The organism is Alkalihalobacterium chitinilyticum (genome assembly GCF_029028005.1).
Taxonomy (GTDB): Bacteria; Bacillota; Bacilli; order Bacillales; family Bacillaceae_F; genus Alkalihalobacterium; species Alkalihalobacterium chitinilyticum.
In genome coordinates this window covers 405,608-432,178 of sequence record NZ_JAOTPO010000002.1, presented here as the reverse complement: position 1 = coordinate 432,178, position 26,571 = coordinate 405,608, and the positions used below count along the sequence as shown (strand labels likewise).

The window sequence follows — 26,571 nt, the reverse complement described above, 5'->3', positions numbered from 1 at the left end:
CAAAAAGGTGGTTATCCCCTCTTTGGGGTCTTCTTTACTTGGACTAACTTAAGGAGTGTATATAGTTATGAAAATACTCTATATTCCTACTGTCAATAATAGTCTCTATCATTACTTTGACCATGCCATCATTGATGGTTTACTTCAATTAAACCACGGAGTAAGAACGTGTTCTGATTACACTAACATTGATACACTTAACACACTCGTCTCTTCTTTTCAACCCGATATAATACTGACTATGGCACGATTTAATATCCGGAATTCATTTCTTAACTGGATCAAAGAACAGAAATGTACGACGGCTATATGGCTAACCGAAGACCCTTATTACACTGACAAAACCATAAAAATAATCCATTACTTCAAATATATATTCACCATCGAATCATCCTGTGTTCCATTGTACAAAAAATACGGACATCATAATGTTTATTATCTGCCACTTGGAACAGATCCTGTTATATACTCCCCACCTCAAACGAACCAAAAGTATAAATATGATATTAGCTTAGTAGGATTTCCTTACCCTGAGCGTATAAAAACTATAAAATTTTTACTCGACCACACCTCTTATTCGATTCTTACTGCAGGAAATACATGGCTTCAATCACTTGGAGACTACAAAACAACTCATAATTACAACGTCATTGATTATTGGATTGAGCCATGTACTGTAGCTTCTATTTATAATCAGTCTAAAATTATATTAAACACTCACCGCTCTTCTAAGTTTAAATATAATCGAAATAATCAAGGAGTTTACAATCAAAGTTTAAATAATCGAACCTTTGATATAGCGGGATGTAGAGCCTTTCAGCTTATTGATAATAAACCTGATCTTGGAAAACATTTTGTTGAAGGAGATGAAATTATTGCTTTTGAGGATTGTACAGACTTATTACAAAAAATTGACTACTATCTTATAAACGAAGAAGAAAGAAACAGAATTGCTTCAAATGCTAGAAACAGGGTAATAAAAAGTGAAACTTTTCTTCACCGCCTAAGTAATATATTAGGGATTATTCAAGACCACTGATGATATATGAAAAAATTAATACAAAAAAAAGAAATAGAGATAATCCTCCATTTCAACACTTTTTTTACTTTACTTCACTAGATTTTTTAATATTTCTTTAAAGTTACCTTTCTTTTGTGTTAAAAAATAAGCGTATTCAAATGGCAAAGTCAAAGACTTATCATTTAATTTATGAAAAGGGTGAGGAAGGTGATTAACTTCAAAGATCCATAACTTTCCCTGGTTATCCATGCCTAAATCAATACCCAGATCGCCCATATTATATTTTGTTTTATCAAAGGTTTTACAAATACTATAACCCAGATCTATAATTGATTTTTTTATTATCTCATGGCTTTTATCAGAAAATAATTGCTTTAATAAGTGATCTATATAAATTAATACATTGTTTCCAGCTCCTGCAGCTACAAATACTTTATTCATTGCTATTCTTCCAACTAAAAAACTAACTTCCCACACTCCATTACCATTTTTGTTCATATTTAAACGGATATCGGTGGATTTATCTTCTTTCCATTTTTTTGTAGTTATTGCTTCTTGTACCATATATATATTGGGTTGAAAGTATTGTTGAAACCATTCTACTAAATTGGAACAGTTATCGAATATAAATTTTTCTCTTTTACCAACACAATTAACATTTCCATTCCCTAATAATTCTATATAATAGATCCCCTCACCACTATGTCCTTTAACTGGTTTAAGATAGAACTGATTAAATTTTTTTGTATAGGTATGGAGGTCATCTAAGTTCCCTAGTAAACTAGTTTCTGGTATATGTGGCCGAAGATAATTATTTTTTGACAGAATTTCTATACATTCATACTTTGTATAAAAATGGTTATTAAAAACTTTTCCCGGCAACACCTTTTCGAGTGCTTGCAGTTCATCAAAATGAAATTCACTTTGTATATAAACAACATCTGGTAAAGGATACGTACCTGTTTCCTTCATTATTTCTTCATTTGACCAGTGAAAACGTTCTCCTGTTACCGTGAAATTACTAAGGGATAATTTATCCATTGTAAAAACAATTACATCCTTGAAATGGTTATTTTTATACTCAACCAACCTTCTCCTGACCATGAGCAGAAAAGCTTTTCTTTTTTTATTCTCTTTACGTCCAACACATATTCCTAGTGTAGGTTTATCTAGTCCTTTCATATTATCCCCCTCAAAGTAAAAATTTTTATCATATCTTTATTTCTTAGTAGGTTAATTGATAGGAATAATTATATATTTACTGCCATAGTGTAACTAACTCTTTGTTTAATAGATTTGAGAGTTTTAGTATATCTTCACTATAAATTTCCTTAAGTTTTTTTCTTGTTTGTTTATTAACTACTAACTGTTGATGTTTAATACCACTTTTACTATCAATAGATACGTAGTAGTTATTATCAATTTTTACTCTACTCATACCTTTATGAATTTCTGTCATATGGTTTATAGGCATGAACGTATTTGTCACGTTTAAAAAATTAAAGGTTCTTTTCAATGTTTCCTTACTGTTTTCTTTTATATCCGTTTCGTAGATAATAATTAAAAAATTCTCTGGGTTAAAAAATTCAAACCACTTTACTAAATGTTCATAATAAAACCCCATATGAATAATACCATGATACTTCCCGACATCTAGCAAGTCATTCTGAAATGAAATTCTATTTTTCTTACAATGGTGGAAGTACGCTGAGACTGCCCTCTCAATTGGGTTACGGAGCAATAGTACAAGTTTAGTTGAGGATCCTAAAGTCTCATGGACTTGTTTTGGAATATCCTTTTCAAACCCATTGGGTTTAAAATTCCATTTAGAATAGTTATTTGCATTCCAAAAATAACTTGGTGTCGCCTCTCCTATAGCCGTCTTCCCATTAGCATCTAGAAAATTACTTGTGTAATTTTTGATATCCCCTAAGTTATTTTTTGAGTAACTGAAAAATTCTAGTTCCTTCTTTTTTGCCATATATACTTCAGGATGTTGATTTAACATATCGTAAAGCCAAGTTGTTCCACACTTTTGTGCACCAATGATGAGAAAATTAGGTAAATTCATTATACTTTCACTCCTAAAGGAAAAAGTTTATCCTATAAATAAAGTTTAATGACTCTCACTCCGTACTATTTCTAAAAAGAAATTAGCTGCAGATATCGCTGCTTCTTCAATAGAATAACGTCTTGCACTTCTTATAGCTTTTTGAGAAAAATATTGGCGAATTTCATGGTCATCTATTAACCTGCAAATATATTCAATAACCTTTTCTCTATGTTGAACATTGACTAGATAACTATTTTCATTGTGAACTGCGTATTCATCCGTACCACCAATAACAGGCAGTATTACACAACACCCAACAGCCATCGCTTCTAATCCAGTACGTCCAAAAGCCTGATACGAAGATAAATCAATAAAAATATCTGTCCCTTTCAACAGCGTTGCGACTTGGTGCCTTTTAAGGACCCCATAGTTTTTAAAGAGCGAACGATCCGAGTCTTCTAACTTTTTTAACTCATCATTTGTACAACCAAATGTAGAGATTTCCACTTTATCCCCATACATTTCTTTTATTTCTTTTAAGACTTCTACTGTCTCTTTAGGTGATCTTCTTGGCGTCTTTGGTCTAACCATTGCGGAAATACGGACTTGTTTATTATCTACCACTCTTTCAAAACCTGAATTAAATAGTGATTGGTCTAAACTAGGTTGTATTTTATGAACATTCAGGCCATGGTTTTTCTTTACGATATTACAAATCCAATTCGTTTTAGCATATGCATAAATGTTGGGTAATAATTCATAAGACTCAATGGCTTGAAGATATGATGGATGGTCTGTTGTGAAAAACCAAGGCTCGTAATCTTGGATATAGTACGCAGATTTAATATACGGATATTTATCTATAATATTCTTGACAAGTGATACAGAAGAGAAAATGGTTGCAACTACGATATCAAAATGTTGAGAAATCCTAATTAGCTCCTCTTCATCCTTAAAATATAGAAAATAGTCTTTGGCTTCTGGGTAATTTTCAAGGTACTCTTTCTTTAACTTACCTTTTATTGCTATTTTTGCATTTATATTTATTTTTTGCAGCCCAATGGTTTCTTGAATGATGGAATGTACCCCTCCATTCCCTCCTTTTACTGGGAGAACAAATAATACTAACGGATTATTATTTTCCGGTATTTTTTTATTTATACCTTGAAGAACGTTGCTTCTTAATAATTGAAGTTTCTCATTTAACTTCAAAGCGTCAGTTGCCTTTTTAATTTCTTCTAAGCTAAATTTCTTGTTTAAAGAATTATTTGCACGTTTTTTTAATATACTTTTTTTAGCTTCCGTATAACTCTTTGATTTTTTATGGTAGATAAAACAATTTTCAGAAACTTTCAGCTTAAACCCTGCACTAGTAGCACGTAAACAAAAATCATTTTCTTCACCATACCCATGCTCAAAATTTACTTCATCAAAATATCCTATCCTATTCAAAACATCTCTTTTTATCATTAAACAAAATCCGTTTAACAAAGGAACTTCAGGATAGCTTTTAGTCGATGCCTTTTCAACAATTCTAGATTGTTCCTCTACGGTTAGATCTAACGGATTAGTTGCCCAACCTGTTCCATCAGTAACCTTAGGTACAGATTGCCATGTTGCAGCATTAGATACTGGACCTACAATACCTACGTGTTTTTCAGATTCCATACATTGAATAAGCTTTTCCAACCAATGTTGAGTAACAATTGTATCGCTATTTAATAATACAGAATAATTAGACCTTGATAGCTTTAATCCTTTGTTTGCTGCCTTAGTATATCCCTGTGCTACCCGATTCCTTACTAATTGGACATTGTATTTATTTGCAAAGTGTTTCAGATAGGATTTTGTAGCATTATCACTCCCATCATCAACTATTATTAAATTAAATGGTATTGTTTTTTTTACCATTAATGATTCTAAACATTCCATTACATCTGCTAGTGCATTGTGTACACAAACAATTACATCAATTGTTTCAACGTCTGTTTGTTTCATAACGGATTTAGCAGCCTGACTTATTTGTATATCTTCTTTTACGAGTTTAATATCATGACTCTTAGTTTTGGAACGTCCTACTTCAATGAAATCATTACCAGATATACTCCAACACCCATATAAACCTTGTACTTCACCAGTTATACTTTTGTTCATATCCTTATTAATCTCATATTGACTCCTAGGGTAACTCCAAATTCTCAACTCACCTAATAGTCCATTAAAGTAACCATAAGGTTGAAGTCCTCCAATAATCCCCGATGCATATACTTCATTCTTCAGGCTTTTAAGCCCACTTTTGACCAATTTACCGTTTATATATAAAAAAGGTCTTTTATCTTTATATACAACTGCGACGTGTGTCCATTTATGAATTTCTCCATCATATACTAAGGTTGCAGGTAAATAATTGTGTGTATGTTCAAATACTGTAACACCATTTTTACCAACTGAGATCCCAGCTCCCGCAATACTGTGTGTACCGCCATGTACTGGACCTATCACATAGTTTTGGCCTGTCATTCCAGAGTTTTTTATGAAAGTTTGAATTGAATTTTTATGCTCGGTTAAAGGTTTTACCCAAAATTCATAGGTGAAGGAATTTTTTACTTCTTTTATCAAAGGATCAATAACTATTGACTCTTTTCCAGAAAAACGTAAAAACTCTAACAATTTTTACACCTCAATTTCTATTATGACTGATACAACTTAACGCCAACTAAAAAATTTAGCTGACACCTAAAATACCTTTGAACTATAAAAAAACTGTTACTTTACTTCACGTTTATATAAATATAAATGTTTCAAGAGTAGCGTTATTATTAAACATAGAGAACCAGGAAAGTTCAGTTTAAATTCCTGCTGCTTTTATATCTAATTTATGTAAAAAAACTTGAATTGATTGTACCTATAACTAGTTAAATATCAACTTAAATTAAAAAACCCGAATATATCACTATTTATAGTGCCTTCTATTCGGGGATTAATCATCTATTAATAAAGGTCTCTATAGATAATGATGTTTTAATTAAAAACATCATTTCACTTCTTCTTGTTTAAAAGCTCATTTCTTAGTCTAGCTTGTTCAATAGCTAGTAATTCACAATAGCTTAGAAAATTTCTCATAAAACAAACTTCATCTTTCTTTGTATACCTAATTTCTAAATCCTTACAAAATGATAAGTTAATGGGATGGTGATATAGCTTTTTTTTAGCTAACATGTGATTTAATGTGAAATTAGGTTTATTTTTAATTTTCTCAAACCACTTTGCCCATCGGCGAGATGCTCCTTCTGTTCGATCGTGTCTAGATAAGTTTGCAATCCAGCCAATGACAGCCTTTGATTTAAAGTGGTCATCGGAACGTATTGAATAATGAGCAATCTTAATTTTCCTTAAAGTTTCCCTCTGTAAACTTTTTTCCTTTGGTAATATTCCATGGTTTCCTTGACGAACATTAATTGGATATCTATTCATAATTTCTTTAGTGAAGACTACTTTTGGTGCAGGGTTTTCATTACTCTTATATGTGATCCTTCTTGGTACAAATAATTCGCCCATATTATCGGTGTAATGCGGATAGTAATTTTCTCTTTGAAGATAGTACACCTTAACTTGTGTAAGTTGATCAATAAAGTCCCTTGGATGATCTTGATGGTTTGAAGATACTAAAAATTCATCTGCATCCAGTATAAAAATTATATCGGGGTTATATCTATTTAATGTTTCATATAACATTTTCGTTGTTTTCTTTCCTTTTATAAATTCTAAACTATCATCTTGGATAATAGTCAAAGGCAAACCTTCTTTTTTTAACTTCTCAAGAATTATCCAAGTATTGTCCGTACTTTTGTTATCTAAAATAACAATACCATCGAATATATTTAGATGATATCTTACAAATGACTCTATAATATCTGCTTCATTTTTAACCATACTGATTAAAAAATACTTATTTTTCTTTTGGTTCATTACAATCTCCCTTTTTATATTGATCTAATCTATTTAGTTGACCTTTATCGGTTCTTTGTTTCCCAATTAAATCCAATGGTTGGATCATCATAAGGAATTCGTTTTTCATCTGGATTTTTAGAATTATAGGACTTCGTAGTAAAGTAAATGATTGTAGCCGGCTTTTGCCCTAATACTCGATAACCATGTGCCACGCCCTTTGGTATGAGTAAAACGATAGGGTTATCTTCACCCATGTATATAACATCTGTTTCACCAACTGTATTGGAGTCCTTTCGAAGGTCATGAAGAACAACTTGAGCGTTTCCAGCAGGAAAGAACCATACATCATCTTGTTCTTCATGATAATGGAATGCTTTTATAACCCCTGGATAACTCATAGACCAGGAAGCTTGCCCAAAACGTTCTAACAAATCCTCGTCATCTCTCACTAGTTCAGCAAAAAAACCGCGATCATCACAGTGTTTAAGAAGTTTTTTTACCTTGACACCTTCAATCACGATTTAACTCCTCCCTTATGAATTCATTAACAGCCTCTTGCCATCCCCTAGGGTCAGGAATACCTTCACGTTGTAGTGATTCGTGACCCAAAGCGGAATAGGCTGGTCTAGTTGCTCTCGCCCCAAACTCTTGAGTCGTTGTTGGTTGAATAAGACCTGGATCATAACCTGCTTGTTTTAAAATATGTTTTGCAAACATATACCACGTACAACACCCCATGTTACTAACATGATAAATACCAAATTTTTTATAAATTAACTGCATAATGACACCAGCTAAATCTTTTGTATATGTTGGTGACCCAACTTGGTCATTAACTACTTTAATCTCTTTATTTTGCTTCGCTAGTTTGAGGATCGTTTTTACAAAATTCTCGCCACCACTCCCAAATAACCAAGACGTTCTAACAATATGAAATTTACTCGTTGACGATTGAATCAGTTGTTCTCCGAGCCATTTGCTCATACCATATATATTCTTCGGATTTGGTTCGTCTCTTTCAATATAAGGCGTCGTCTTCTCACCACTGAAAATGTAATCGCTACTAAGATAGACGATACTTGCTCCCACATGATCCGCTGCTTTAGCTACATTAAACGTACCTAAACTATTAACCTCAAATGCTTTCTTTTTTTCATACTCACAATTGTCTACAGCTGTATAAGCCGCTGAGTGAACGATGATATCTGGTTTAATATTATTCACTGTTTCTTTTACTTCTGAAACATTAGTTATATCAAGCATCTCTTTTCCTAATGCTGTAACTTCTGATACTTGTTTTGCCTCTCGTGTTAACTCTTTTCCTAGCTGGCCATTAGCACCCGTAATTAAAATCCGCACTAATTAGTCACCTACTTCTGTTGAGTTAATTTATTCATATACCATTCAATCGTAGTTGTTAAACCTTCTACAAAGGAGATTTCAGGCTTCCACCCTAATTCCTTATGAATTTTTCCCCAATTAATTGAATATCTTCTGTCATGTCCCTTACGATCTTCTACATATTTAATTAAACGTTTATCTTTGCCTAAATAATCGAGGATAAAAGAAATGACTTCTTCATTTGTTCGTTGGTACCCTCCACCAATGTTATATATTTCACCTATTTCACCATGTTCTAAGACCTTGTGAATAGCGCGACAATGATCCACAACAAATAACCAATCTCTAACATGTTGTCCATCACCATACAACGGAATGTTTTGATCATTTAGAACATTTGTAATTACTTTAGGAATAAACTTTTCAATATGCTGTTTTGGTCCATAATTATTGCTGCACCTAGTAATAATTAGTGGTAGTTGGTGAGTTTGATAAAAGGATCGAACCAATAAATCAGCACTTGCTTTGCTAGCTGAATATGGATTATTGGGATAAAGTGAAGATTTTTCTGTAAAGGGAAGGTTGTTTTGTTCTAGAGACCCGTAAACTTCATCTGTGGATATTTGTATCATCTTTTTTGCTTTTCTATTCAGCACAAATTCAAGCAGATTTAAAGTCCCATAAATATTTGTTGTTAGGAAGGGGTGTGCATTTTCAATACTTCGATCTACATGCGATTCTGCAGCAAAATTTATTATACAATCGTAACTTTGATCAAAGACATCCTTTAATTGATTGTTATTACTTATATCGCATTGAATAAAACGGTAATTAGGATAACATTCAAAGCCGAGCGTATTATCTAAGTCTCCTGCATATGTTAGGACATCTATATTCGTAATAGCATAATCTGAATTCTTTAACATATATTCAATGAAGTTTGATCCGATAAACCCAGCTCCACCAGTAATTAGAAGGTGTTTCCTCACATTCCTCCCCCCTTTATCAGCGACTTGTCTTCCAAACTTCGGAATACTAATTTATTCGCTTTATATAGTGATTCATGTGTACCTGCGTCTATCCACCAGCCATTTAGAATATCATACTGTAGTTGTTTTTCTTTTATATACAAATTATTAACATCTGTAATCTCTAGCTCGCCTCGGCTTGATGGATGAATTGAATCAATATATTTAAATACTTGGTTATCGAACATGTATATACCTGTTACACAATATTGAGAAATTTTTTTTACTGGTTTTTCTATGATCGATCGTATAGAGTTATCTTCTTCATTTAATAGGGCTACTCCGTATCGAGATGGGTTAGGAACCTTCTTTAATAAAACTCTCGCCCCACCTATTTGCTTCTTAAAACGGTTAATATATGGCGCCAGTGAATCTTCAAAGATATTATCACCAAGTAAAGTAACAAACTTCTCATCTTTCACAAACGATCTTGCATATGACACACCATCTGCTATTCCATCGGCTGCTCTTTGAACTTTGTAACTTAAATTCACTTGTAATTCCTGTCCTTGATCAAATAATGTTTCAAAAGACCTTAAGTGTTCTTCATTGGTTACTATTAATATATCTGTTATTCCTATCTCTTTTAGCTTCTGGATTGACCAATAAACCATCGGATATGGACCAATTGGAAGAAGATGCTTATTAATTATTTTTGTAAAAGGCTTTAGTCGAGTACCTCTACCTCCAGCTAGAATAACTCCTTTCATTTTTTCACACCCTTTATGACTAGAGAAATTTCACTATGGTAGTACTCTATTCTTGTAGAAATGAGAAAGAAAGTTGTCCTACCGAAAATAGGGGTGATTTGGGAACTTTAAAATATCTAGATGATTTCTTATTCTTCAATTCTTTTTACAATCTGTTCCTCATATTCTATATCCCTTTTAAAATCGACCCGTCTTCCCCCTTTTACTTCATTAACATATTTATTCTTTATAGGTATTTTGTCGTTAGTACCTTGCAAAAACCATTCGTATTCAATGTCAATGTGACCAATATCTATTGCTTGGAACCCACTTTTCGCCAAATCATAAGCTAATACTGTAGCGGTAGGTCCAAGTGAAATTAATATTAAATCCTCTCTACTTTGTTTTTTTACTTCTGTAACAATATCCTGATATTTAGAAAATGCACTTTCCGCAGGACAAATTATTCTTTTTATTGACCTACTATTCTCTAATAAATTATTTCCCCTACCGAACCTAGTTTTTGAACCTTCAACAATTACAATATTTTTTCCGTCCCATATTTTTTTAAATTTTTTAAATCGCTCCAATGATTTACTTTTATCTAAATGATCGATATAAACTCTTGTCACTAGGGAGTCATAGTATTCGTTATTAGAGTTAAGAAGAGTTTTTATTTCATTGTATTTTGAATTCATGTATTTTCTCCAATAGTCCTTTGATTTGGGTGTAAGACCTCTCAGACTTTTAAATACATACGGAATGCAAACAATGTGATTAGAATGTTGGCTGTTAATTATTTCAAAAAGTCGATCCTTTAAAATAACAGAATGCTTTTGGAAATTTATACTGCCGCCTAGCATAACATTAAATTCCCCGTCTCCGAACCTACTTACAGAACAATTGGATTCCAATATTTTGTCTAAGGTTTCATCACTATTTTTAATTATTAACTCATTATTTTTAAAACTCGGTGTCATATATATCACCCATTTCTTTTCTGCTTAAAGGTAATAAATAATAAAACACAGTCATATGTCCTTACTAACAAAGTTCTGATAATTATCTGTCCTTGTGACAACCTTGCTTTGCTTTAAAAATTCACTCTCATCTATTTTCCAAGTGTGACCTTGGATATCTTTTCTTATAAGCACGAAATTGTAATGGCTCGTCGCATAGATTTTAAAACCTTTTTTTCTACAATCTTTCTGAAACTGTTGATCTTCACCTAATGTTATATTTCTGAATTTTATATGTTTTGTTATATTCTTTTTGAAAACTAATGTTGGACCAGCAACTGCACCAACAAATTTATTTTGTCCCTTAAACCGAATTACTAAGGATTTTGTCCTTTCGATATATGCAAAAAAAGCATGCTTTCCTACAATGTCTGCGTTTGTTTCTTTAAGAGCTCCTAATGCTTCTTTTAGATAATAAGGGGCATAGTAGTCATCATCATCAAACTTGGCAATGTAATCATACCTTGACCTTTCTATTCCAAAATTTAAACATTCTCCTAAATGAACACCACTTGGTAGTTTATAAACAGACACATTCTTATACTGTTTTGCTTTTTCCTGCCACTTATTTATATCCATTTCGTCTCTATTAAGTATAATTATTAGCTCCTTTTCTTTTAAAATCTGTCGATCATAGTTCTCAAACACAAGATTTATATTTTCTTGCCTGATTGTACAAGTGATAATTGATATCACAAGGAAAACTCCCTTCATTAAAGTTATAAATACCTTGTCCGTCTAACCACAAAATAATTGACCATTTATCGACTATTAATTAAAGCCTGCATTCTCTTTACTTTTCCATTACATCGAACGTATTGTCTATATAGTTGTTGATTATAAGAAAAATGTGGATTACCCTTCATTCCCACTTTGGGATGCCATAAATGGTATATATACTCATCTTCAATTCTTTTATAGGGTCCACATAACGTATTCATGGCATTTTTAAATGCGTCATCCTCTCTACCCCAACCCTTAAATCGCTCATCAAACCCTTTAACTATATTAAAATCTTTACGGAACAAAATATTCATACCTCCTACTGACTCATAAGCGCTTTTGTTAAAACGTTCTTTATACTCTATTTCTAAGGGAAAAGGCCATTGAGGATGCGAATTTAATAGTTTTTCAGTACTCCTTGCAGTAATATCTAAACACCTATTATAAGGAATTACCCACGCATGACTCTCAAGTAATTGAACAGATTTCTTTATTATTTGTGGATTATATACAATATCGGAATCGACTACTACAAAAATATTTTTTGTTGCTTTTGCGGCGGCTGTATTAATTGCTTTTGATTTATTAAAGGGTTCTTCATCATTCTCCCCTATACATATCTCTACATCTGGTAATACATTTTCATAGTAACTTAATACCCACTCAAAAAGTTTACTTCTAATGCCACTACTTGGTTTAAAAGGAATTAACACCGAGACTTCATCTAACACGTTTACCCCTCTCTTTTTCTCAAAGTTTCATATCATCTTCAGTTTTAACTCAGTTAACAACATCAAAAATCTTTTTTGACATAATCTTCATAATCCTCTGTATAAGTCACTAATTCAGAAATTCTTAAAAATTCTTCATCGCTGATTTTCCACGTATGTCCTTTAGAGTCTGTCCTTATCAAGGTAAAATTGTACTGACTTGTTGAGTGGAGTTTATACCCATACTTTAGACAATCTCTTTGGAATTTCTGATCAGACCCTGCTTTAATCTTGTTGGAAAATTTCACTTTATTAAATATACTTTTTTTAAATACTAAAGTAGGACCAGCAAGGGTTTGTTGTCCCATCGTATGGAGCACAAGCGCTTTTTTATTTTTCATGTATGCATAAAAGTTTTTTTTCCCCACCATATCAGAATTAGTTTCATAAATTGCCTTAAGTGCCTCTGTTAAATAATGAGGCGCATAGTAATCATCATCATCAAATTTTGCAATGCATTCATAATTTGATTTCTCTATTGCATAATTCAAACAAGCTCCTAACCTCATATATGCTGGGAGTTGAAAGATAAATACGTTTGAATATTGTTTCGCTTTTTCCTGCCATTTTTTTATATCTGTTTCATCATAATTCAGCACAATAATTAATTCTTTCTCCTTTACCACTTGCCGACCATAATTTTCGAATATATCATTTATTCTCTCTGGCCTTTTTGTACAAGTAATAATTGAAACCATTTAACTTATCCCCCTCCAATCCAAAGTTTTTATCTTTAGCTTTGTATATATGTTATGAGACAAACTTCATTAATGTTTAAACCAATTAATTAGTTCATTGGAATTTGTATTAAAAACATAACTAACGCAGCTAGGGCAATACCTATTTTTAATGAATTGGATAGGAGATCGTCACGCTTTCCCCTGTTCCAGTAATACGATATATAAGCCTTTGATTAGAATTTCGGATTTGCAACTGGAAGGAGATATGGAATGAATATTTGTGTCGTTGGAGCAGGATATGTAGGGTTAACAACTGCAGCTGTTTTGTCAGACTGTGGCCATCATGTTGATTGTGTTGATATAAACGAAGTAAGAATTGAAAGGTTAAAAAGTGGCAATGTTCCTATTTTCGAACCCGGCTTAGAAGAATTAATTGTAAAAAACTTAGAAAATAACCATTTAACTTTTTCTACTAAAGTAGAAGAAAAGATTTCTAAAAATCCAATAATTTTCATTACAGTTGGCACCCCCTCTTTAAAGGACGGTAGCCCTGACCTCTCCTATGTTGAATCAGTAATTGATAAAATAGTAACGTCAATAACTTCTCATAAAACAATTATTATAAAAAGTACAGTACCTCCTGGAACAAATGAAAATATTCATCAACTCTTATTAGAAAAAAACGTGGAGCCTGATCTATTTGATGTCGTTTCAAATCCTGAGTTTCTTAGGGAAGGGACAGCTGTAAAAGATATGTTCGAACCAGACAAGATAGTGATCGGAGTAAAAAGACCGGAACCACTTCAAGTAATACAAAAAATCTATAAAGGCGTAAATGCACCTTATATTGTGACAAGTTTATCGGGTGCAGAAATGATTAAATATGCTTCTAATGCGTTTTTAGCTACGAAGATTTCGTTTATCAATGAAATGGCCCGAATTTGTGATGCATATGAAGTGAATGTATCAGATGTTGCTTTAGGACTTGGGACTGACCCAAGGATTGGCCCGCTTTTCCTAAGATCAGGATTAGGGTACGGTGGCTCATGTTTTCCAAAGGACTTAGAAGGGCTTGTGTATGCAGCAAAAAAGAAGGACATTCAACCTGAATTAATAACCTCTGTACAAAAGGTTAATGACACGCAAATTGATATTTATGTTAACAAATTAAAAACGGTGGTACCTGACCTTTCTTGTAAAAAAATTACCGTTTGGGGACTCTCTTTTAAACCTAATACCGATGATATTCGCTATTCAGCTTCAATTCGCTTAATAGAAAAATTACTAGAAGAAGGTGCAACCATTCAAGCTTACGATCCTGTTGTTAAGTTCGAACATCCTGAAATTATCTGTCATTCGAACGCTTATGATTCTGTTAAACAATCAGATATTCTAATCGTTGCCACTGAATGGAATGAATTTAAGTCAGCAGACTGGTCAAAGGTCCAAAAAGAAATGAAAGGAAACGTCGTTCTAGACGGCCGTAATATCATTGATCCAAGGACGGTTAGACATCTTGATCTTCACTATCTAGGGGTGGGGCAATTGTGAAAATTTTAGTAACTGGGGCAGCTGGGTTTATCGGTTCACACCTCTGTGAATATCTATTATCTGATAAAACAAATGATGTCATTGGTGTCGATGGTTTTTTAGGATTTACAAACCATTCTATAAAACTACGTAATCTAAAGAACCTCCTGAACCATCCACGCTTCCAATTTGTAAAAGAAGATTTACTCTATATTAATTGGACTGATTATTTAAGCGACGTCGATGTTATTTATCATTTGGCAGGAATGCCTGGGGTGAGATCAAGCTGGGGTGAAGACTTCAAAACCTATGTTGACTATAATATCAATGTGACTCAGCGGTTGTTAGAGGCATGCCGTACATTACCTATAAAAAAATTCATTTATGCTTCCACTTCCTCTGCTTACGGTGATAAAACAGGAAAGGTTTCAGAAGATTCAAGCTGTGCACCCTTATCGCCCTATGGTGTAACGAAACTAACTGGAGAGTACTTGTGTAAAGTTTACCAAGAAAATGATAGTATTCCGATTGTTATTTTAAGGTATTTTACTGTCTATGGACCAAGGCAACGACCTGATATGGCCTTCCACCGCTTTATTAAAAGGATGCTTTTAAACGAACCTATTCAAGTTTACGGGGATGGAAAACAAACGCGAGACTTTACATTTATTTCTGATTGTGTAAAGGGAACAGCAGCCGTCCTTTATACGAATAATTCAGTTATTGGTGAAACGATTAACATTGGTGGTACAGAACGAGCTTCAGTGTTAGACACTATTTCAATCCTTGAAGAACTTTTACAAAAAAAAGCTAACATACAAATAACCGGTACTACACGCGGGGAACCGAAACATACATGGGCAGATATTTCTAAAGCGCAAAAAATTCTCCATTACCAACCTAAGACTACATTAAAAGCAGGGTTGCAAAAAGAAATTAATGATCTCAAAATACTGTACGGGGAGGTGGATTGATGAAAATTGCTTTTATTTGTACTGAAAATCTTCCTTCTCCTGCAATAAAAGGTGGAGCCATTCAAGTATTAGTTGATGGAATTGTGCCACTGTTAAGTAAAAAAAATGAAATTACCATCTTTTCAGTGGCTGATTCTACTTTACCAACTTTTGAAACAAAGAATAACATTCACTTTATTCGAGTACAGTATAAATATTATATACGGGAAGTAAAAAGGTATTTAGCTAAATCACAATTTGATATTATTCAAGTATTCAATCGCCCAAAAGCCCTTCTCCATTATAAAGAAGTTGCTCCTAAAAGTAAGTTTATTCTTAGCCTCCATAACGATGTAATGCGTGAAGAAAAAATTTCTATGGATTTAGGAAATAAGGTAGTCAAAGCTTGCGACCATATTTTTACAATTAGTGAGTTTATTAAGGGAAAAGTGATTAATAGGTTTCCAGAAGCTCAAGAAAAAACAACCGTTGCCTACTCTGGTGTCAACATAGATGAATTTTCACCGTTATGGGCTTCTCATATCCAACCCATACGACAACATTATCGTCAAAAATATGGGGTTGAGAATAAAAAAGTCATTTTATTTGCGGGACGACTTTGTAAATCGAAGGGACCACACCTTCTCATTCAATCGATGAAAAATCTGCTAAAAATACATCCTGATACCGTTTTGGTCATTGCTGGTGGAAAGTGGTTTAGTGACAATTCAATAAATCATTATGTTCATTACCTCCATCAACTAGCAAAGCCACTCAAAGATAAGGTCATATTTACGAGATTTATTCCTGCACAGGAAATTCCAAAGTTTTTCCTTATAGCAGATCTATTTGTATGCAGTTCACAATGGGAGGAACCGCTAGCAAGAGTTCATTATGAAGCAATGGCTGCTGGTCTTCCGATTATTACAACAAACCGAGGCGGGAATCCAGAAGTTATTACTCATATGCAAAATGGTTACGTAATCGACAATTACAATCAACTAAATGCATTTGTTGAAGCGATTGATTACTATTTATCTAACCCTCTCGAAGCTTCAGAAATCGCTAAAAATGGACGTCTATTGACTGAAGAAAATTTTCAATATAAACATACGGTTAAACGGATAGAAGCGGCTTATCAAACATTAAAGGAAGCCGAGACAAAATTAACCCAGCCATCTAAATTTCAGTAGGGTTTAGGGTTACACTTCCTAAACCTTTTTTTCCTCTTTAAAGTAGCGTTACAGCTTTAATATAAATTCGTTTCAAAACATATTGTTGATATATTTGCGCTTTTATCCTCACGCATTTTTTTCAATATAGGCGCTAGTCGGGACAAATACACCAACTTTTACATACTAAATAAACTATATGTATAAATGAATGTGGAGTGTTATTATGTCCTTTGCTGGAATTACCGTCAGTATTGTTTTATTTCTAATGTTCCTGAGTCTTATCAAAGAGTGGCTTACACCCGAACTAACTGTTTTTACAGCTTTCTCTTTACTTATTGTATTAGGAGTACTCTCTATCGATGAGGCATTTCAAGGTTTTGCGAACCCAGCCGTCCATACTATTGCCCTACTAATGGTTATTGCCTTCGCTGTACAAAAATGCGGTATTGTTCCTAAGCTCTTAACACGTATCTTAGGGAAAAATAAAAAGTTTTCAATCGTCCTCATTAAAATCATGTTTCCAGTATCTTTCCTATCAGCTTTTATGAACAATACACCGATTGTAGCTATGCTAACTCCTATCGTTCATAAATGGGGAATTCAACACAAAATATCACCTTCTAAGCTTTTAATTCCACTCTCTTATGCCGCAATCATTGGAGGAACCGTTACATTAATTGGAACTTCAACAAATTTACTCATTCATGGACTGCTACAGCAAAATGGACATCCAGGATTTTCAATGTTTCAATTCTCACTAATTGGTATCCCATTATTTATAGTCAGCCTATTCTATATGATTTTTTATGGTCAAAAAAAACTACCTAATAACAAAGACTTGATCGAAGCTTATCAATCAATACGAAAAGATTACACAGTCGAAGTTAAAGTAATCAGTAATTCGTTATGGATTGGTAAAGCAGTAAAGGACGTAAATTTAAGAGCATTACATGATATTTTTTTAGTACAAATCATTCGTAACAATAGTACAATTACACCAGTTTCTAATTATGAAATGATCCAAGAAAATGACTCACTTATTTTTTCTGGGAATGTAGAAAGCATCTTAAAATTGCTTAACTTAAAAGGATTAGAACTCCCCACTGTAAAGGAAGGAACAAGCAGTATGGCGCAACACAACAAGTCTAATCTAGTTGAAGTTGTAGTTTCTCACTCTTCTCCGTTAGTTAGTAAAAAGATAAAGAATTCAAATTTTAGAGCACAGTATAACTCTGCTATTGTTGCTATTCGAAGAAATAATCAGCATATTACTTCCGGAATTGGAAATATGACTATTAGACCGGGTGACACACTTCTGCTTTTAGCTGGACAGGATTTTATTAAAACTTGGTCAAATTCTCGTGATTTTTACCTTGTATCTGGGGTCGAAACCGACGAACCAATTAGCAGTGGTAAATCCAAGATCATTATTCCAACCGTAATCTTTGTCATTGCTTTAGCTGCTTTTCAAATCGTTTCTATCCTTCAAGCAGCCTTACTCGGAATGATCATTTTAACAATAACCAAATCGATAACAACGTCAGAAGCAAAAAAAGCGATAGATTGGGGAATTTTAGTTCTTATCGCTTCAGCCATTGGAATTGCAAAGGCAGTAGAAAACGCTGGTTTACCGACTTTTTTAACGAGCTTATTAAACTTTGAAAATCAAATAAACCTGATTATCCTTTGCTTTATATTATACTTTTCAACTTTAGTCCTAACAGAAATTATTAGCAATATTGCTGCCGCCGCTCTCATTTTTCCAATTGGATACTCATTAGCTATTCAACTAGGGTATAACCCTGAACTATTTTCAATGATAATCGCTATTGCTGCCTCCTGTAGTTTTATTACCCCGATAGGCTATCAAACCAATTTATTAGTTTACGGACCTGGTGGATACCAATTTACTGACTTTTTTAGAGTAGGCTTTCCACTTAGTCTTCTTTGCATGATTACTACTGTTCTTCTATCTGTATTTATATGGGGATAAACAGGAAGTTATTTAAGAAGAAGGGAGCTTTAAAAATGGAAGACAACAAAAATGAAACTTCAAATATTGTATGGCATCAGTCTGATATAACGAAAGAAGATCGGCAAAAACTACATGGCCATAAAAGCTTAATGATCTGGTTCACAGGACTATCTGGTTCTGGAAAGTCAACTATCGCTAACGCACTTCAACACGAATTGTATAAAGACGGTAGCAGTGTATATTTATTAGATGGTGACAACCTCCGGCATGGAATCAATCGGAACCTTACATTTACTGAAGAAGATCGAAAAGAAAATGTAAGACGCACAGCTGAAGTTGGCAAATTGTTTGTTGATGCTGGTGTAGTCGTGCTTGCTGCACTCATATCACCTTATGCAGCTGATCGCGAGCAGGCCAGGATACTTTTCGAACCTGAAGAATTTGTTGAAGTATACGTAAAATGTTCACTGCAGGAATGTGAAAAACGTGATCCTAAAGGGTTATATAAAAGGGCACGCCTTGGAGAAATTAAACAGTTTACTGGAATCAGCCAACCATATGAAGAACCACAAAATCCAGAGATTACGATTGATACAACAGTTATGTCTGTAAAAGAATGTGTACAAGAAATTCAATCATATCTTAAAAATAAAATACACTTGAGAGAAGAGGAGTGACAATTTTGACACTTAGTATTCCCCACGGTGGACTTCTTGTTAATAAGATAGATTTAAACTATGACCATTCATCACTTACAAGTGAAATTGAAATTGATAGTATGGCGTTGTCTGATATGGAGTTAATTGCAAATGGGGCATTTAGTCCATTAACTGGTTTTCTTGGCAAAGAAGATTATAAATCTATTTTATATAATATGAAACTAAAAAATGGCTTCGTTTGGAGTATCCCTGTTACTTTACCTGTGCATGAAAATGTAGCAAAACATTTAAATTTAGGAGAGAATATTAAATTAACCTATAAGAATACAGTTTACGGGGTACTAAAAGTGCAAGAAATATACGTTCCAGACAAATTATTAGAAGCTAAACTCGTTTATCAAACAACTGATACGAAACATCCAGGCGTAAAAAAATTATTGGATCGACCTAATGTTTATGTAGCTGGACCTATCACCTTAACCAAACTTCCACCAAAAAATAATAGTTTCTCGTCTTACTTCAATTCTCCTATGGAAACGAGGAAAGCATTTGAACAGAAAGGATGGAAAACCGTTGTCGGATTCCAGACGAGAAACCCCGTTCATAGAGCACATGAATATATTCAAAAATGCGCTCTTGAAACAGTCGATGGACTATTTCTCAATCCGCTTGTAGGAGAAACGAAATCAGATGATATTGCAGCTGACGTTAGAATGGAAAGCTATGAAGTTCTATTAAAAAATTATTATCCAGACGAACGAGTATTTTTATCGGTATTCCCAGCTGCGATGCGATATGCTGGACCGAAAGAAGCGATATTTCATGCCCTTGTTAGAAAAAATTACGGATGTACCCATTTTATCGTTGGACGTGACCATGCAGGGGTTGGAGATTATTACGGAACGTATGATGCCCAAGAAATTTTTAAGCAATTTAAGCCTGAAGACATCGGCATTAACATCCTATGTTTTGAACATAGTTTTTATTGTACAACATGCGGAAACATGGCTTCTAGCAAAACATGTCCACATCCAAAAGAAGACCACCTTCACTTATCGGGAACAAAAGTACGAGAAATGTTACGAAACGGTGTTACCCCCCCACCACAATTTAGTCGACCTGAAGTAATTCAAGTATTAATTAAGGGAATGAAAAAATAAATTGTTAATAGGGATTGACTATGAAACATTCTTCATGTCAATCCCTTTGCTTTATATTTATTAGCCACCTTAATTGTTACACTCCGTCAAATCGTACCCCCTAATCTTTCCTGAAGCCTCTTCAGTTTTTCTTTCCTGCCTTTTTGATCTTCTTTTGTTGGATGAGAGGCATGGAATTCTTGCAGCAATTGCTGGACTCTTTCCTCGTTACAATTTGACTGTGTTGTATTGAAATTATTTGTACCTACTGGCTCACAAGTCGTGATATGCAATTCCCAGCCACCAGCCATAATACCTGTGTCACCAAGGAACTGATCGTTAATATAAAGTTCCCAAGTCCCATTTGGATCTGTACCAATATAGACGCTCAATGCATCATTAGTAGTTGGAGTGGGTGCAGGAGATGGAAATGGTACACTAATTCCATTATTAGTCGGTTGATAGGTTCCTGAGACAATAGGAATTGGTAGTGGTTCCGCTGCATCATCGTCAAATGTTAGCGTAACATCTTCAATGTTAGCACCGCTACCAGCTTGAGCCATTAAGATTGTATCTTGACCTCTAGGTCCAACTAACATAGCTGCAATATCTGCTGGGAATGTATGCGAAAAATTATTAAACGTTACTGTCACTTTTATAATGGGTCCTGTTAGACCAGAAACGACAATGGGTGAAGGGTACGGTGCTGCAGGTCCGGCAGTACCCGTTTCTGGAATAGCTATAGGCGCAGTATTGCTAAAGGTTGTGGTCCTTTCAATACACGTTCTGGCTGTTCTTAATAAGGATTGTAAAACAATTTCCTTTTTAGTAAGCAATCGGATGCATCTTTCTACATCTCCACCTACGTCGATACAAGCCCTTAAGGCAGCTGCTAACGATTGTTCCATAGACACAACTGAAGCCTTAACGTTTTGGGAAATTAATGGGTCTCGTAATGTATCCATCAAAAATTGTAAAACCGTTTCTTTTTTCGTAATTAACGTGACACATCTTTCTATGTCTCCTCCTTGTGCTATACAAGCTCTTAAGGCAGCTGCTAACGCTCGTTCTACTTCAGCAGCGGCTAATATGAACGCAGGGGGAACAGCTATATCTCTTGATGTTTCAAGAAAAGACTGTAACACTATTTCTTTATTAGTTATTGCTAATAAACATTCTTCTATACTGAAAGCGGGTGGTGTTGTACAAGCATTTAACGCCTCTGATAGTGCCTGTTCCATGTCGGCCACTGCATCATCAACAGCTATTCTTGCTTCACACCCTTCAATCCTTACGTTATCAATAAAAGCAGCAGTATCAAGGACACAGTCTCCAACATCTGAAACTCGGAAAGTGACTGTAATTGTTTGCCCTGCAAAAGGAGAAAGATCAAATGTAGCCGTTTGAATTGTTGGTGTAATTCTTGAATAACAAACATCATTTGCTGCTGGCAGAGACAACACTGCGTTATTGACCGTAATTGGAAAGTCAGTAATTGAAGTACCATTAACAAGAACATCAAAGTAGTCATTGAAAAAAGTCGGTGGAAATTCTCTAGTAGCGAATTTCCAGTTAAAAATTAAATTCCCGGGATTTTGTGGAAGATTAAACGTTAAATTTAATGAAACCGTATCAAATCCTACAGGACCAGTTTCACTTTCAAAACAGGTACTACAAAAAATATTACTTTCATTTGCTTCCCCCGCTATTCCACTACTTAATACAGCAAAAGCATCCCCATTAGTCGGAAATCCTTGAAGCGGGAAAGTAAAAACTTCCGCTTGCAGGGGGCTAACAGCATCTAAAGCAGCATCTGTTAAACAGGTTAGAGTTGCAGGAGAAACAATAGCACTTGCTAATTCGAGCGGTGTCGCTTGCAGAGGTCTAACGTCGGCTGCACGAACTCGATCAGCCTCTTTATGCTTTCTTTGCCTTTCTTCTTTTAGTCTTTGTAACTCTTTTTTCTCCAAAATGAACATACCTCCTTCAAACTATAAATCATAGTATTGTATGCTCGTCTAGTAGAAAGGGTATAAACAGATATCTGTATTTAATATAGATGAACCACTAATTTTGTATTAGATTACTTACCTTATTAGAAAATCCATGTTCGCCTTCAACAACTACCTATACTGCTCAAACCCTTTTGTAATACTGTATATTATATTGGTCAAAGGAGTGGTCTGCCGTGAGTCTATACAGCACTACATGTTATGTATCGAATTTCCATACAAAGAAAAAAAGGACATATAAGAAACCTGCAAATAAGCATACAGTACCTTTACCGAAATCTTCCCATCAGCCAGAATCTCAGCCAATATCTCATCATCAACCGGAATTTACTCACCAACAAGAATTTCCTCAAGTATCTAATGAGAGTCTGGATGAATTAATCACTTCAGTAGCGAATATTGAAAATGCTCTAGCGAATGCGATAAACGCTGTATGCTTTAGTATCAATCAAGACAACCTTGCGATCGAAGAACGTTTACAATTGATCAAAAAACTAGAAGAAGTAATAAATTTAACGATTAATATCAATATTATTTTGGAATTTTTAATTGAAGATGTGAGCACAATAGACAAACAGTCAAATGCTTAAGGACTAGTCTATTATCCATTGAATAGATTGAATAACTTTTAATCTAAACATATAAAAAAAATAAAATAAGAGATTGACTTTGATGAATAATCAAAGCCAACCTCTTTTGTTACTCAGTACCTATTAACTCACTTTACTATCCATGGAGGAGCTGGCGGATGATAAGCACAACTACTCTTAATCAATCCCGTTTACTCCCATTTTCATCAATTAGTTGATTAACTTCTTTTATTTTTATTAATTCGGCGATTAGCTCTTTTAACCCCAAATCCATCTTTACTTCAGCTATGTCTGGTTTTTCAGTGCCCTCAACTTCTAGAGTGTTGACGATCTCTACGGTTTCTGCTGATTCTACTTCTTTGGGTTCATCTACTTCTTCTATACCTTCTACTACTCTAACTTCTGAAGCTTCTGCAACGGTTTCTACGGTTTCTACGGTTTCTACGTCTTCTATCATTTCTTCTTGAGGTATTGCCTTAACCTCAACCTCTTGCTTTTGAAATTCTTCCGTTTCCTCAATTTTGACCATCTCATCTGTCTCATCATCTATTGGAGCCTCAGCCACATCGGCTTCAACCACTTCTGCTATTTGTAATCTTTCTAACACACGCTCTTTCTCTTCTCCAGCTCGGTGAAGTTCTTTCGCTTTATTAGTCTTCCCATCCAATTGAGCCTCTTTCAGTTCCTCAGTTTTAACGTTTCCTTGTATCTCTTCTTTTTCTAACTCTATTACTTTTCCTTTTTCCTTTCCTTTTGTGATACGAACAACAAGTCGTTTCTTTTTTAAATTGGGTTTGACGTCTACTTCTTCTTTTTCTTGATGAACTTCATCCACTATTGGCTTTTCTGCGTTATTTAATGTTCTATCAACAGAAACCCCTGTCTCAACCTCACTCCAAACCCCAAGAATGTCTGTCACGACACGGTTCCAGCTGTATTTTTCTTCTGCTAGCTTACGTCCGTACTTCCCCATTTCTTTACACTTTTCTGGATTAGACAGCAGATCTGATAAATGATCAGCAAATTGTTCAGGATCACGTGGTTTTTCAACTATAAGCCCGTTTTTATTCACCTCAATGACTTCCGGGTTGCCTCCTCTTGCTGTTGTTACAATCGGTAATCCTGTGGCCATTGCTTCATAGTGGACTCTCGCTAGTGGTTCTTGCCACTGCGAAGGACAGACGAAAATGTCTGCGGCTGCAAACCACTCATGAATTTTATCGGGTGTTACAAATCCTGTTGTAATAACAGGAACAGGAGAGCGCTCTGCTAACGTACGAACAAACGCAATATAGTCTGTGATTCTATTATCACTAAACCACTTGCTTCCCATGAGAACGAGTGCAATATTGGAGTGTTTTTTTGCCAGGGTATTCATTGCTTTAATCAGTACATCAGCACCTTTGTTAGCCGATAATCTGCCTGCGAATAAAATGACTTTTTTACCTTTTAAATTGTTTTCGTTTCGAATTTTTTTTCTAATCTTTTTCGCTTTTGATGACGAAATAGGGACAAATTGCTCCAAGTCAACGCCAGAATATATGGTTTTTAATTTCGACTCGGCTTGAGGAAATAATTTTGTAATCTCCTCCCCAATATAATTACTGATTGTGATGATCTTATCGACTTCTTCTATGGCAAGGATTCCTTCTTCATAGTCGATCTTTTGCGGTTTAAACATATCATTGTGCATGCTTAATATGATGCGGGCATTCGGTACACATTCACGGACTGGGGCAACAAGACGCGGTCGGTTAAAAATGTGAATTAAGTCAAACTTGGAGCTAGACTTTAAATAGTCAACAACGCCTTGTCGGTATGTTTCAAGGAGTCCACCTGGTATCCGGACATAATGTATGCCCTCTTTTGTCTCTTTATCAGGTAATGACTCATCATTTCTTCCGAGAATTGTAATTTCATGTTTTTTACTCAAAAAAGGAACTGCACCTGCAATATACGTTTGAATCGCCCCGCCACGAACAGGAGGAACTGGTAGTTTTTCAGTACATATGATTAAAACTCTCACTTACCTTTTCCCCCAAGCCAGCTATTGTCAGCTAGTTCTTCTAAAACAGGCCATTTTGTTTTATCTATATCTACAATTCTTTGCACTAAATTCTTAAGTTCTTCATCCATAAAGACAGTTGGCTCATAGACCATTTCTTTTACATTTTTATAAAACAAGTTTGGTAATGCTAGATCAATCATTAATATTTCGTACAGTTGGTCGTCTATAGGATTAGCCTCGTGGTAGGCGGAAATCATCTCTTTTATCCAATGGACATCCCATCCACCTAAATCATCCATCGTTCCTGTCATTAATTTTTGTAGATCACGTATAGGTAAATCATAAGCTACACCATCAAGGTCAATGATCCACATGCCGCCGTCACCTTTTTGCCCGTTGGACCAACCATAATCTTGGTGAACAAGTCCCCACTCTTTATTTCCTTTTTTTACTAAATTATAATAAACCGAGCTCTCTAACCTTTCAAAAGCTTTAACGGCTTGCTCTTCAAACGTATCGATAACAGATAGTACTGTTCCGCTTGCTGGCATCTCATCATAAACCGTTGCTATATCTCTTAACCACGTCATTTTTTTAACAATTTTGTTATAGGTCTTTGGCCAACGGTACAGTCTTGATGCATTTTCTGCTCCAGGTGGCGGTGTGTATCCTTTAGATAACTTATGAAACTCTCCAATGGCATAACAAAGTTCTTTAGCACCTTCTAAGTCTTTGGTTACTTGGAACAGTGACTCAATCCACTCTGCAACAAACCAAAGTTTTCCACCCATTTCTACGTAAAGTTTATCGTCTTTTGTCGGTATGATTTGCGGGACTCTGGCCTTTTTTTCTTTTACTAAATATTCTTGAGCACCTAGACTAAATAAACTTCTCGTTGGTCTACGATGTAACAATTTTAAGCTTCTCGGACCTTTATCGGTTTCTATTTTCCAGATTAGTCCACCTTTATCAGCCTTCGTTGTAATAACTTCCATATGGCTGACCTTCATATCGTAGTGTTTAATCACTTCATACGCCATGTTAACAACATATTCTGGTACATAGAATGTATCTTGTCGTTCAGCTTCTTCTACATCCCAAGGGGTAATTAGCTGTTCTTTTTCCATTTATTTACCTCCTCATTGTCTAATATAATAATTAATGTATTCCTTAGCGGCATTTTAGAAATGGACAAATACCTACAAAAACAAAAAAAGCGAAAAAACTCAGGTGGTAACTAAAATTACCTTGAGTC

The 26,571-nt window shown here is 34.5% G+C and carries 23 protein-coding genes; 8 read left to right on the top strand and 15 right to left on the bottom strand.

What is annotated here, in order from left to right; genetic code table 11:
• Positions 1-67: 67 nt before the first annotated feature.
• Positions 68-1,039 carry a CgeB family protein gene (locus N7Z68_RS04735; protein WP_275117313.1) on the top strand — a complete coding sequence of 324 codons (972 nt, stop codon included), beginning with the start codon at positions 68-70 and terminating at the stop codon, positions 1,037-1,039.
• 69 nt (positions 1,040-1,108) lie between these two features.
• Here the strand turns inward: N7Z68_RS04735 and N7Z68_RS04730 are convergent, their stop codons facing one another.
• The 12 genes from N7Z68_RS04730 to N7Z68_RS04675 all read right to left on the bottom strand — a co-directional run bounded on the left by N7Z68_RS04730 (position 1,109) and on the right by N7Z68_RS04675 (position 13,293).
• Positions 1,109-2,203, bottom strand: a complete 1,095-nt coding sequence (locus N7Z68_RS04730; RefSeq protein ID WP_275117312.1) for a YheC/YheD family protein — start codon at positions 2,201-2,203, stop codon at positions 1,109-1,111.
• Between the two features lie 76 nt (positions 2,204-2,279).
• Complete coding sequence (locus tag N7Z68_RS04725) at positions 2,280-3,092, bottom strand: sulfotransferase domain-containing protein (RefSeq protein ID WP_275117311.1); 813 nt, start codon at positions 3,090-3,092, stop codon at positions 2,280-2,282.
• A gap of 45 nt (positions 3,093-3,137) precedes the next feature.
• Positions 3,138-5,744, bottom strand: a complete 2,607-nt coding sequence (locus tag N7Z68_RS04720) for a glycosyltransferase (RefSeq protein WP_275117310.1) — start codon at positions 5,742-5,744, stop codon at positions 3,138-3,140.
• A 369-nt stretch (positions 5,745-6,113) separates the two neighbouring features.
• Positions 6,114-7,043 carry a glycosyltransferase family 2 protein gene (locus N7Z68_RS04715; RefSeq protein ID WP_275117309.1) on the bottom strand — a complete coding sequence of 310 codons (930 nt, stop codon included), beginning with the start codon at positions 7,041-7,043 and terminating at the stop codon, positions 6,114-6,116.
• A 44-nt stretch (positions 7,044-7,087) separates the two neighbouring features.
• Entirely contained in the window at positions 7,088-7,543 is a 456-nt protein-coding gene (locus N7Z68_RS04710; protein ID WP_275117308.1) for a dTDP-4-dehydrorhamnose 3,5-epimerase family protein, read from the bottom strand.
• Positions 7,536-8,384: a dTDP-4-dehydrorhamnose reductase gene (gene rfbD / locus N7Z68_RS04705; protein ID WP_275117306.1), complete on the bottom strand. Its 849-nt coding sequence runs from the start codon at positions 8,382-8,384 to the stop codon at positions 7,536-7,538. The genes N7Z68_RS04710 and rfbD overlap by 8 nt, the downstream gene beginning before the upstream one ends.
• Before the next feature lie 11 nt (positions 8,385-8,395).
• Positions 8,396-9,355 (bottom strand): dTDP-glucose 4,6-dehydratase, encoded by a 960-nt coding sequence (gene rfbB, locus N7Z68_RS04700; protein WP_275117305.1) that lies wholly within the window; start codon positions 9,353-9,355, stop codon positions 8,396-8,398.
• Complete coding sequence (locus tag N7Z68_RS04695) at positions 9,352-10,104, bottom strand: sugar phosphate nucleotidyltransferase (protein ID WP_275117304.1); 753 nt, start codon at positions 10,102-10,104, stop codon at positions 9,352-9,354. Before N7Z68_RS04695 ends, rfbB begins: the two co-directional genes overlap by 4 nt.
• Positions 10,105-10,232: 128 nt before the next feature.
• A complete protein-coding gene (locus tag N7Z68_RS04690) occupies positions 10,233-11,063 on the bottom strand; it encodes an SP_1767 family glycosyltransferase (protein ID WP_275117303.1) in 831 nt (276 codons plus the stop codon).
• Positions 11,064-11,114: 51 nt separating this feature from the next.
• The gene (locus tag N7Z68_RS04685) at positions 11,115-11,798 is read right to left on the bottom strand and encodes a glycosyltransferase (RefSeq protein ID WP_275117302.1); all 684 of its coding nucleotides are present in this window, start codon (positions 11,796-11,798) and stop codon (positions 11,115-11,117) included.
• A gap of 65 nt (positions 11,799-11,863) precedes the next feature.
• Complete coding sequence (locus tag N7Z68_RS04680; RefSeq protein ID WP_275117301.1) at positions 11,864-12,556, bottom strand: galactosyltransferase-related protein; 693 nt, start codon at positions 12,554-12,556, stop codon at positions 11,864-11,866.
• A gap of 62 nt (positions 12,557-12,618) precedes the next feature.
• Positions 12,619-13,293, bottom strand: a complete 675-nt coding sequence (locus tag N7Z68_RS04675) for a glycosyltransferase family 2 protein (RefSeq protein WP_275117300.1) — start codon at positions 13,291-13,293, stop codon at positions 12,619-12,621.
• A gap of 252 nt (positions 13,294-13,545) precedes the next feature.
• On the opposite strand from N7Z68_RS04675, the gene N7Z68_RS04670 reads away from it, so the two are divergent.
• From N7Z68_RS04670 to sat, 6 genes are all read left to right on the top strand, one after another.
• The gene (locus tag N7Z68_RS04670; RefSeq protein WP_275117299.1) at positions 13,546-14,826 is read left to right on the top strand and encodes a UDP-glucose dehydrogenase family protein; all 1,281 of its coding nucleotides are present in this window, start codon (positions 13,546-13,548) and stop codon (positions 14,824-14,826) included.
• Positions 14,823-15,779, top strand: coding sequence for an NAD-dependent epimerase/dehydratase family protein (locus N7Z68_RS04665; RefSeq protein WP_275117298.1), 957 nt, complete (start codon positions 14,823-14,825; stop codon positions 15,777-15,779). The genes N7Z68_RS04670 and N7Z68_RS04665 overlap by 4 nt, the downstream gene beginning before the upstream one ends.
• On the top strand, positions 15,779-16,951 hold the full coding sequence (locus N7Z68_RS04660) for a glycosyltransferase family 4 protein (RefSeq protein WP_275117297.1): 1,173 nt from the start codon (positions 15,779-15,781) through the stop codon (positions 16,949-16,951). The genes N7Z68_RS04665 and N7Z68_RS04660 overlap by 1 nt, the downstream gene beginning before the upstream one ends.
• Positions 16,952-17,156: 205 nt before the next feature.
• The gene (locus N7Z68_RS04655; protein ID WP_275117296.1) at positions 17,157-18,926 is read left to right on the top strand and encodes an SLC13 family permease; all 1,770 of its coding nucleotides are present in this window, start codon (positions 17,157-17,159) and stop codon (positions 18,924-18,926) included.
• Positions 18,927-18,961: 35 nt separating this feature from the next.
• Complete coding sequence (cysC, locus tag N7Z68_RS04650) at positions 18,962-19,585, top strand: adenylyl-sulfate kinase (RefSeq protein ID WP_275117295.1); 624 nt, start codon at positions 18,962-18,964, stop codon at positions 19,583-19,585.
• A 5-nt stretch (positions 19,586-19,590) separates the two neighbouring features.
• Positions 19,591-20,727: a sulfate adenylyltransferase gene (sat, locus tag N7Z68_RS04645; protein ID WP_275117294.1), complete on the top strand. Its 1,137-nt coding sequence runs from the start codon at positions 19,591-19,593 to the stop codon at positions 20,725-20,727.
• An 86-nt stretch (positions 20,728-20,813) separates the two neighbouring features.
• Here sat and N7Z68_RS04640 read toward each other — a convergent pair whose 3' ends face one another.
• Positions 20,814-22,676: a hypothetical protein gene (locus N7Z68_RS04640; protein WP_275117293.1), complete on the bottom strand. Its 1,863-nt coding sequence runs from the start codon at positions 22,674-22,676 to the stop codon at positions 20,814-20,816.
• 218 nt (positions 22,677-22,894) lie between these two features.
• Between N7Z68_RS04640 and N7Z68_RS04635 the strand changes: the two genes are divergently transcribed.
• On the top strand, positions 22,895-23,308 hold the full coding sequence (locus N7Z68_RS04635; protein ID WP_275117292.1) for a hypothetical protein: 414 nt from the start codon (positions 22,895-22,897) through the stop codon (positions 23,306-23,308).
• Positions 23,309-23,489: 181 nt separating this feature from the next.
• On the opposite strand, the gene N7Z68_RS04630 is transcribed toward N7Z68_RS04635, so the two are convergent.
• Positions 23,490-25,334 carry a glycosyltransferase family 4 protein gene (locus N7Z68_RS04630; protein ID WP_275117291.1) on the bottom strand — a complete coding sequence of 615 codons (1,845 nt, stop codon included), beginning with the start codon at positions 25,332-25,334 and terminating at the stop codon, positions 23,490-23,492.
• Complete coding sequence (locus tag N7Z68_RS04625) at positions 25,331-26,443, bottom strand: CotS family spore coat protein (RefSeq protein WP_275117290.1); 1,113 nt, start codon at positions 26,441-26,443, stop codon at positions 25,331-25,333. The genes N7Z68_RS04630 and N7Z68_RS04625 overlap by 4 nt, the downstream gene beginning before the upstream one ends.
• Positions 26,444-26,571: the final 128 nt, after the last annotated feature.

Coding starts and splice junctions, on each gene's coding strand:
- N7Z68_RS04730 (WP_275117312.1), bottom strand. CDS start 2,203: ATGAAAGGACTAGATAAACCTACACTAGGAATATGTGTTGGACGTAAA.
- N7Z68_RS04625 (WP_275117290.1), bottom strand. CDS start 26,443: ATGGAAAAAGAACAGCTAATTACCCCTTGGGATGTAGAAGAAGCTGAA.
- N7Z68_RS04695 (WP_275117304.1), bottom strand. CDS start 10,104: ATGAAAGGAGTTATTCTAGCTGGAGGTAGAGGTACTCGACTAAAGCCT.
- N7Z68_RS04655 (WP_275117296.1), top strand. CDS start 17,157: ATGTCCTTTGCTGGAATTACCGTCAGTATTGTTTTATTTCTAATGTTC.
- N7Z68_RS04675 (WP_275117300.1), bottom strand. CDS start 13,293: ATGGTTTCAATTATTACTTGTACAAAAAGGCCAGAGAGAATAAATGAT.
- cysC (WP_275117295.1), top strand. CDS start 18,962: ATGGAAGACAACAAAAATGAAACTTCAAATATTGTATGGCATCAGTCT.
- N7Z68_RS04660 (WP_275117297.1), top strand. CDS start 15,779: ATGAAAATTGCTTTTATTTGTACTGAAAATCTTCCTTCTCCTGCAATA.
- N7Z68_RS04735 (WP_275117313.1), top strand. CDS start 68: ATGAAAATACTCTATATTCCTACTGTCAATAATAGTCTCTATCATTAC.
- N7Z68_RS04715 (WP_275117309.1), bottom strand. CDS start 7,043: ATGAACCAAAAGAAAAATAAGTATTTTTTAATCAGTATGGTTAAAAAT.
- N7Z68_RS04670 (WP_275117299.1), top strand. CDS start 13,546: ATGAATATTTGTGTCGTTGGAGCAGGATATGTAGGGTTAACAACTGCA.
- N7Z68_RS04690 (WP_275117303.1), bottom strand. CDS start 11,063: ATGACACCGAGTTTTAAAAATAATGAGTTAATAATTAAAAATAGTGAT.
- N7Z68_RS04725 (WP_275117311.1), bottom strand. CDS start 3,092: ATGAATTTACCTAATTTTCTCATCATTGGTGCACAAAAGTGTGGAACA.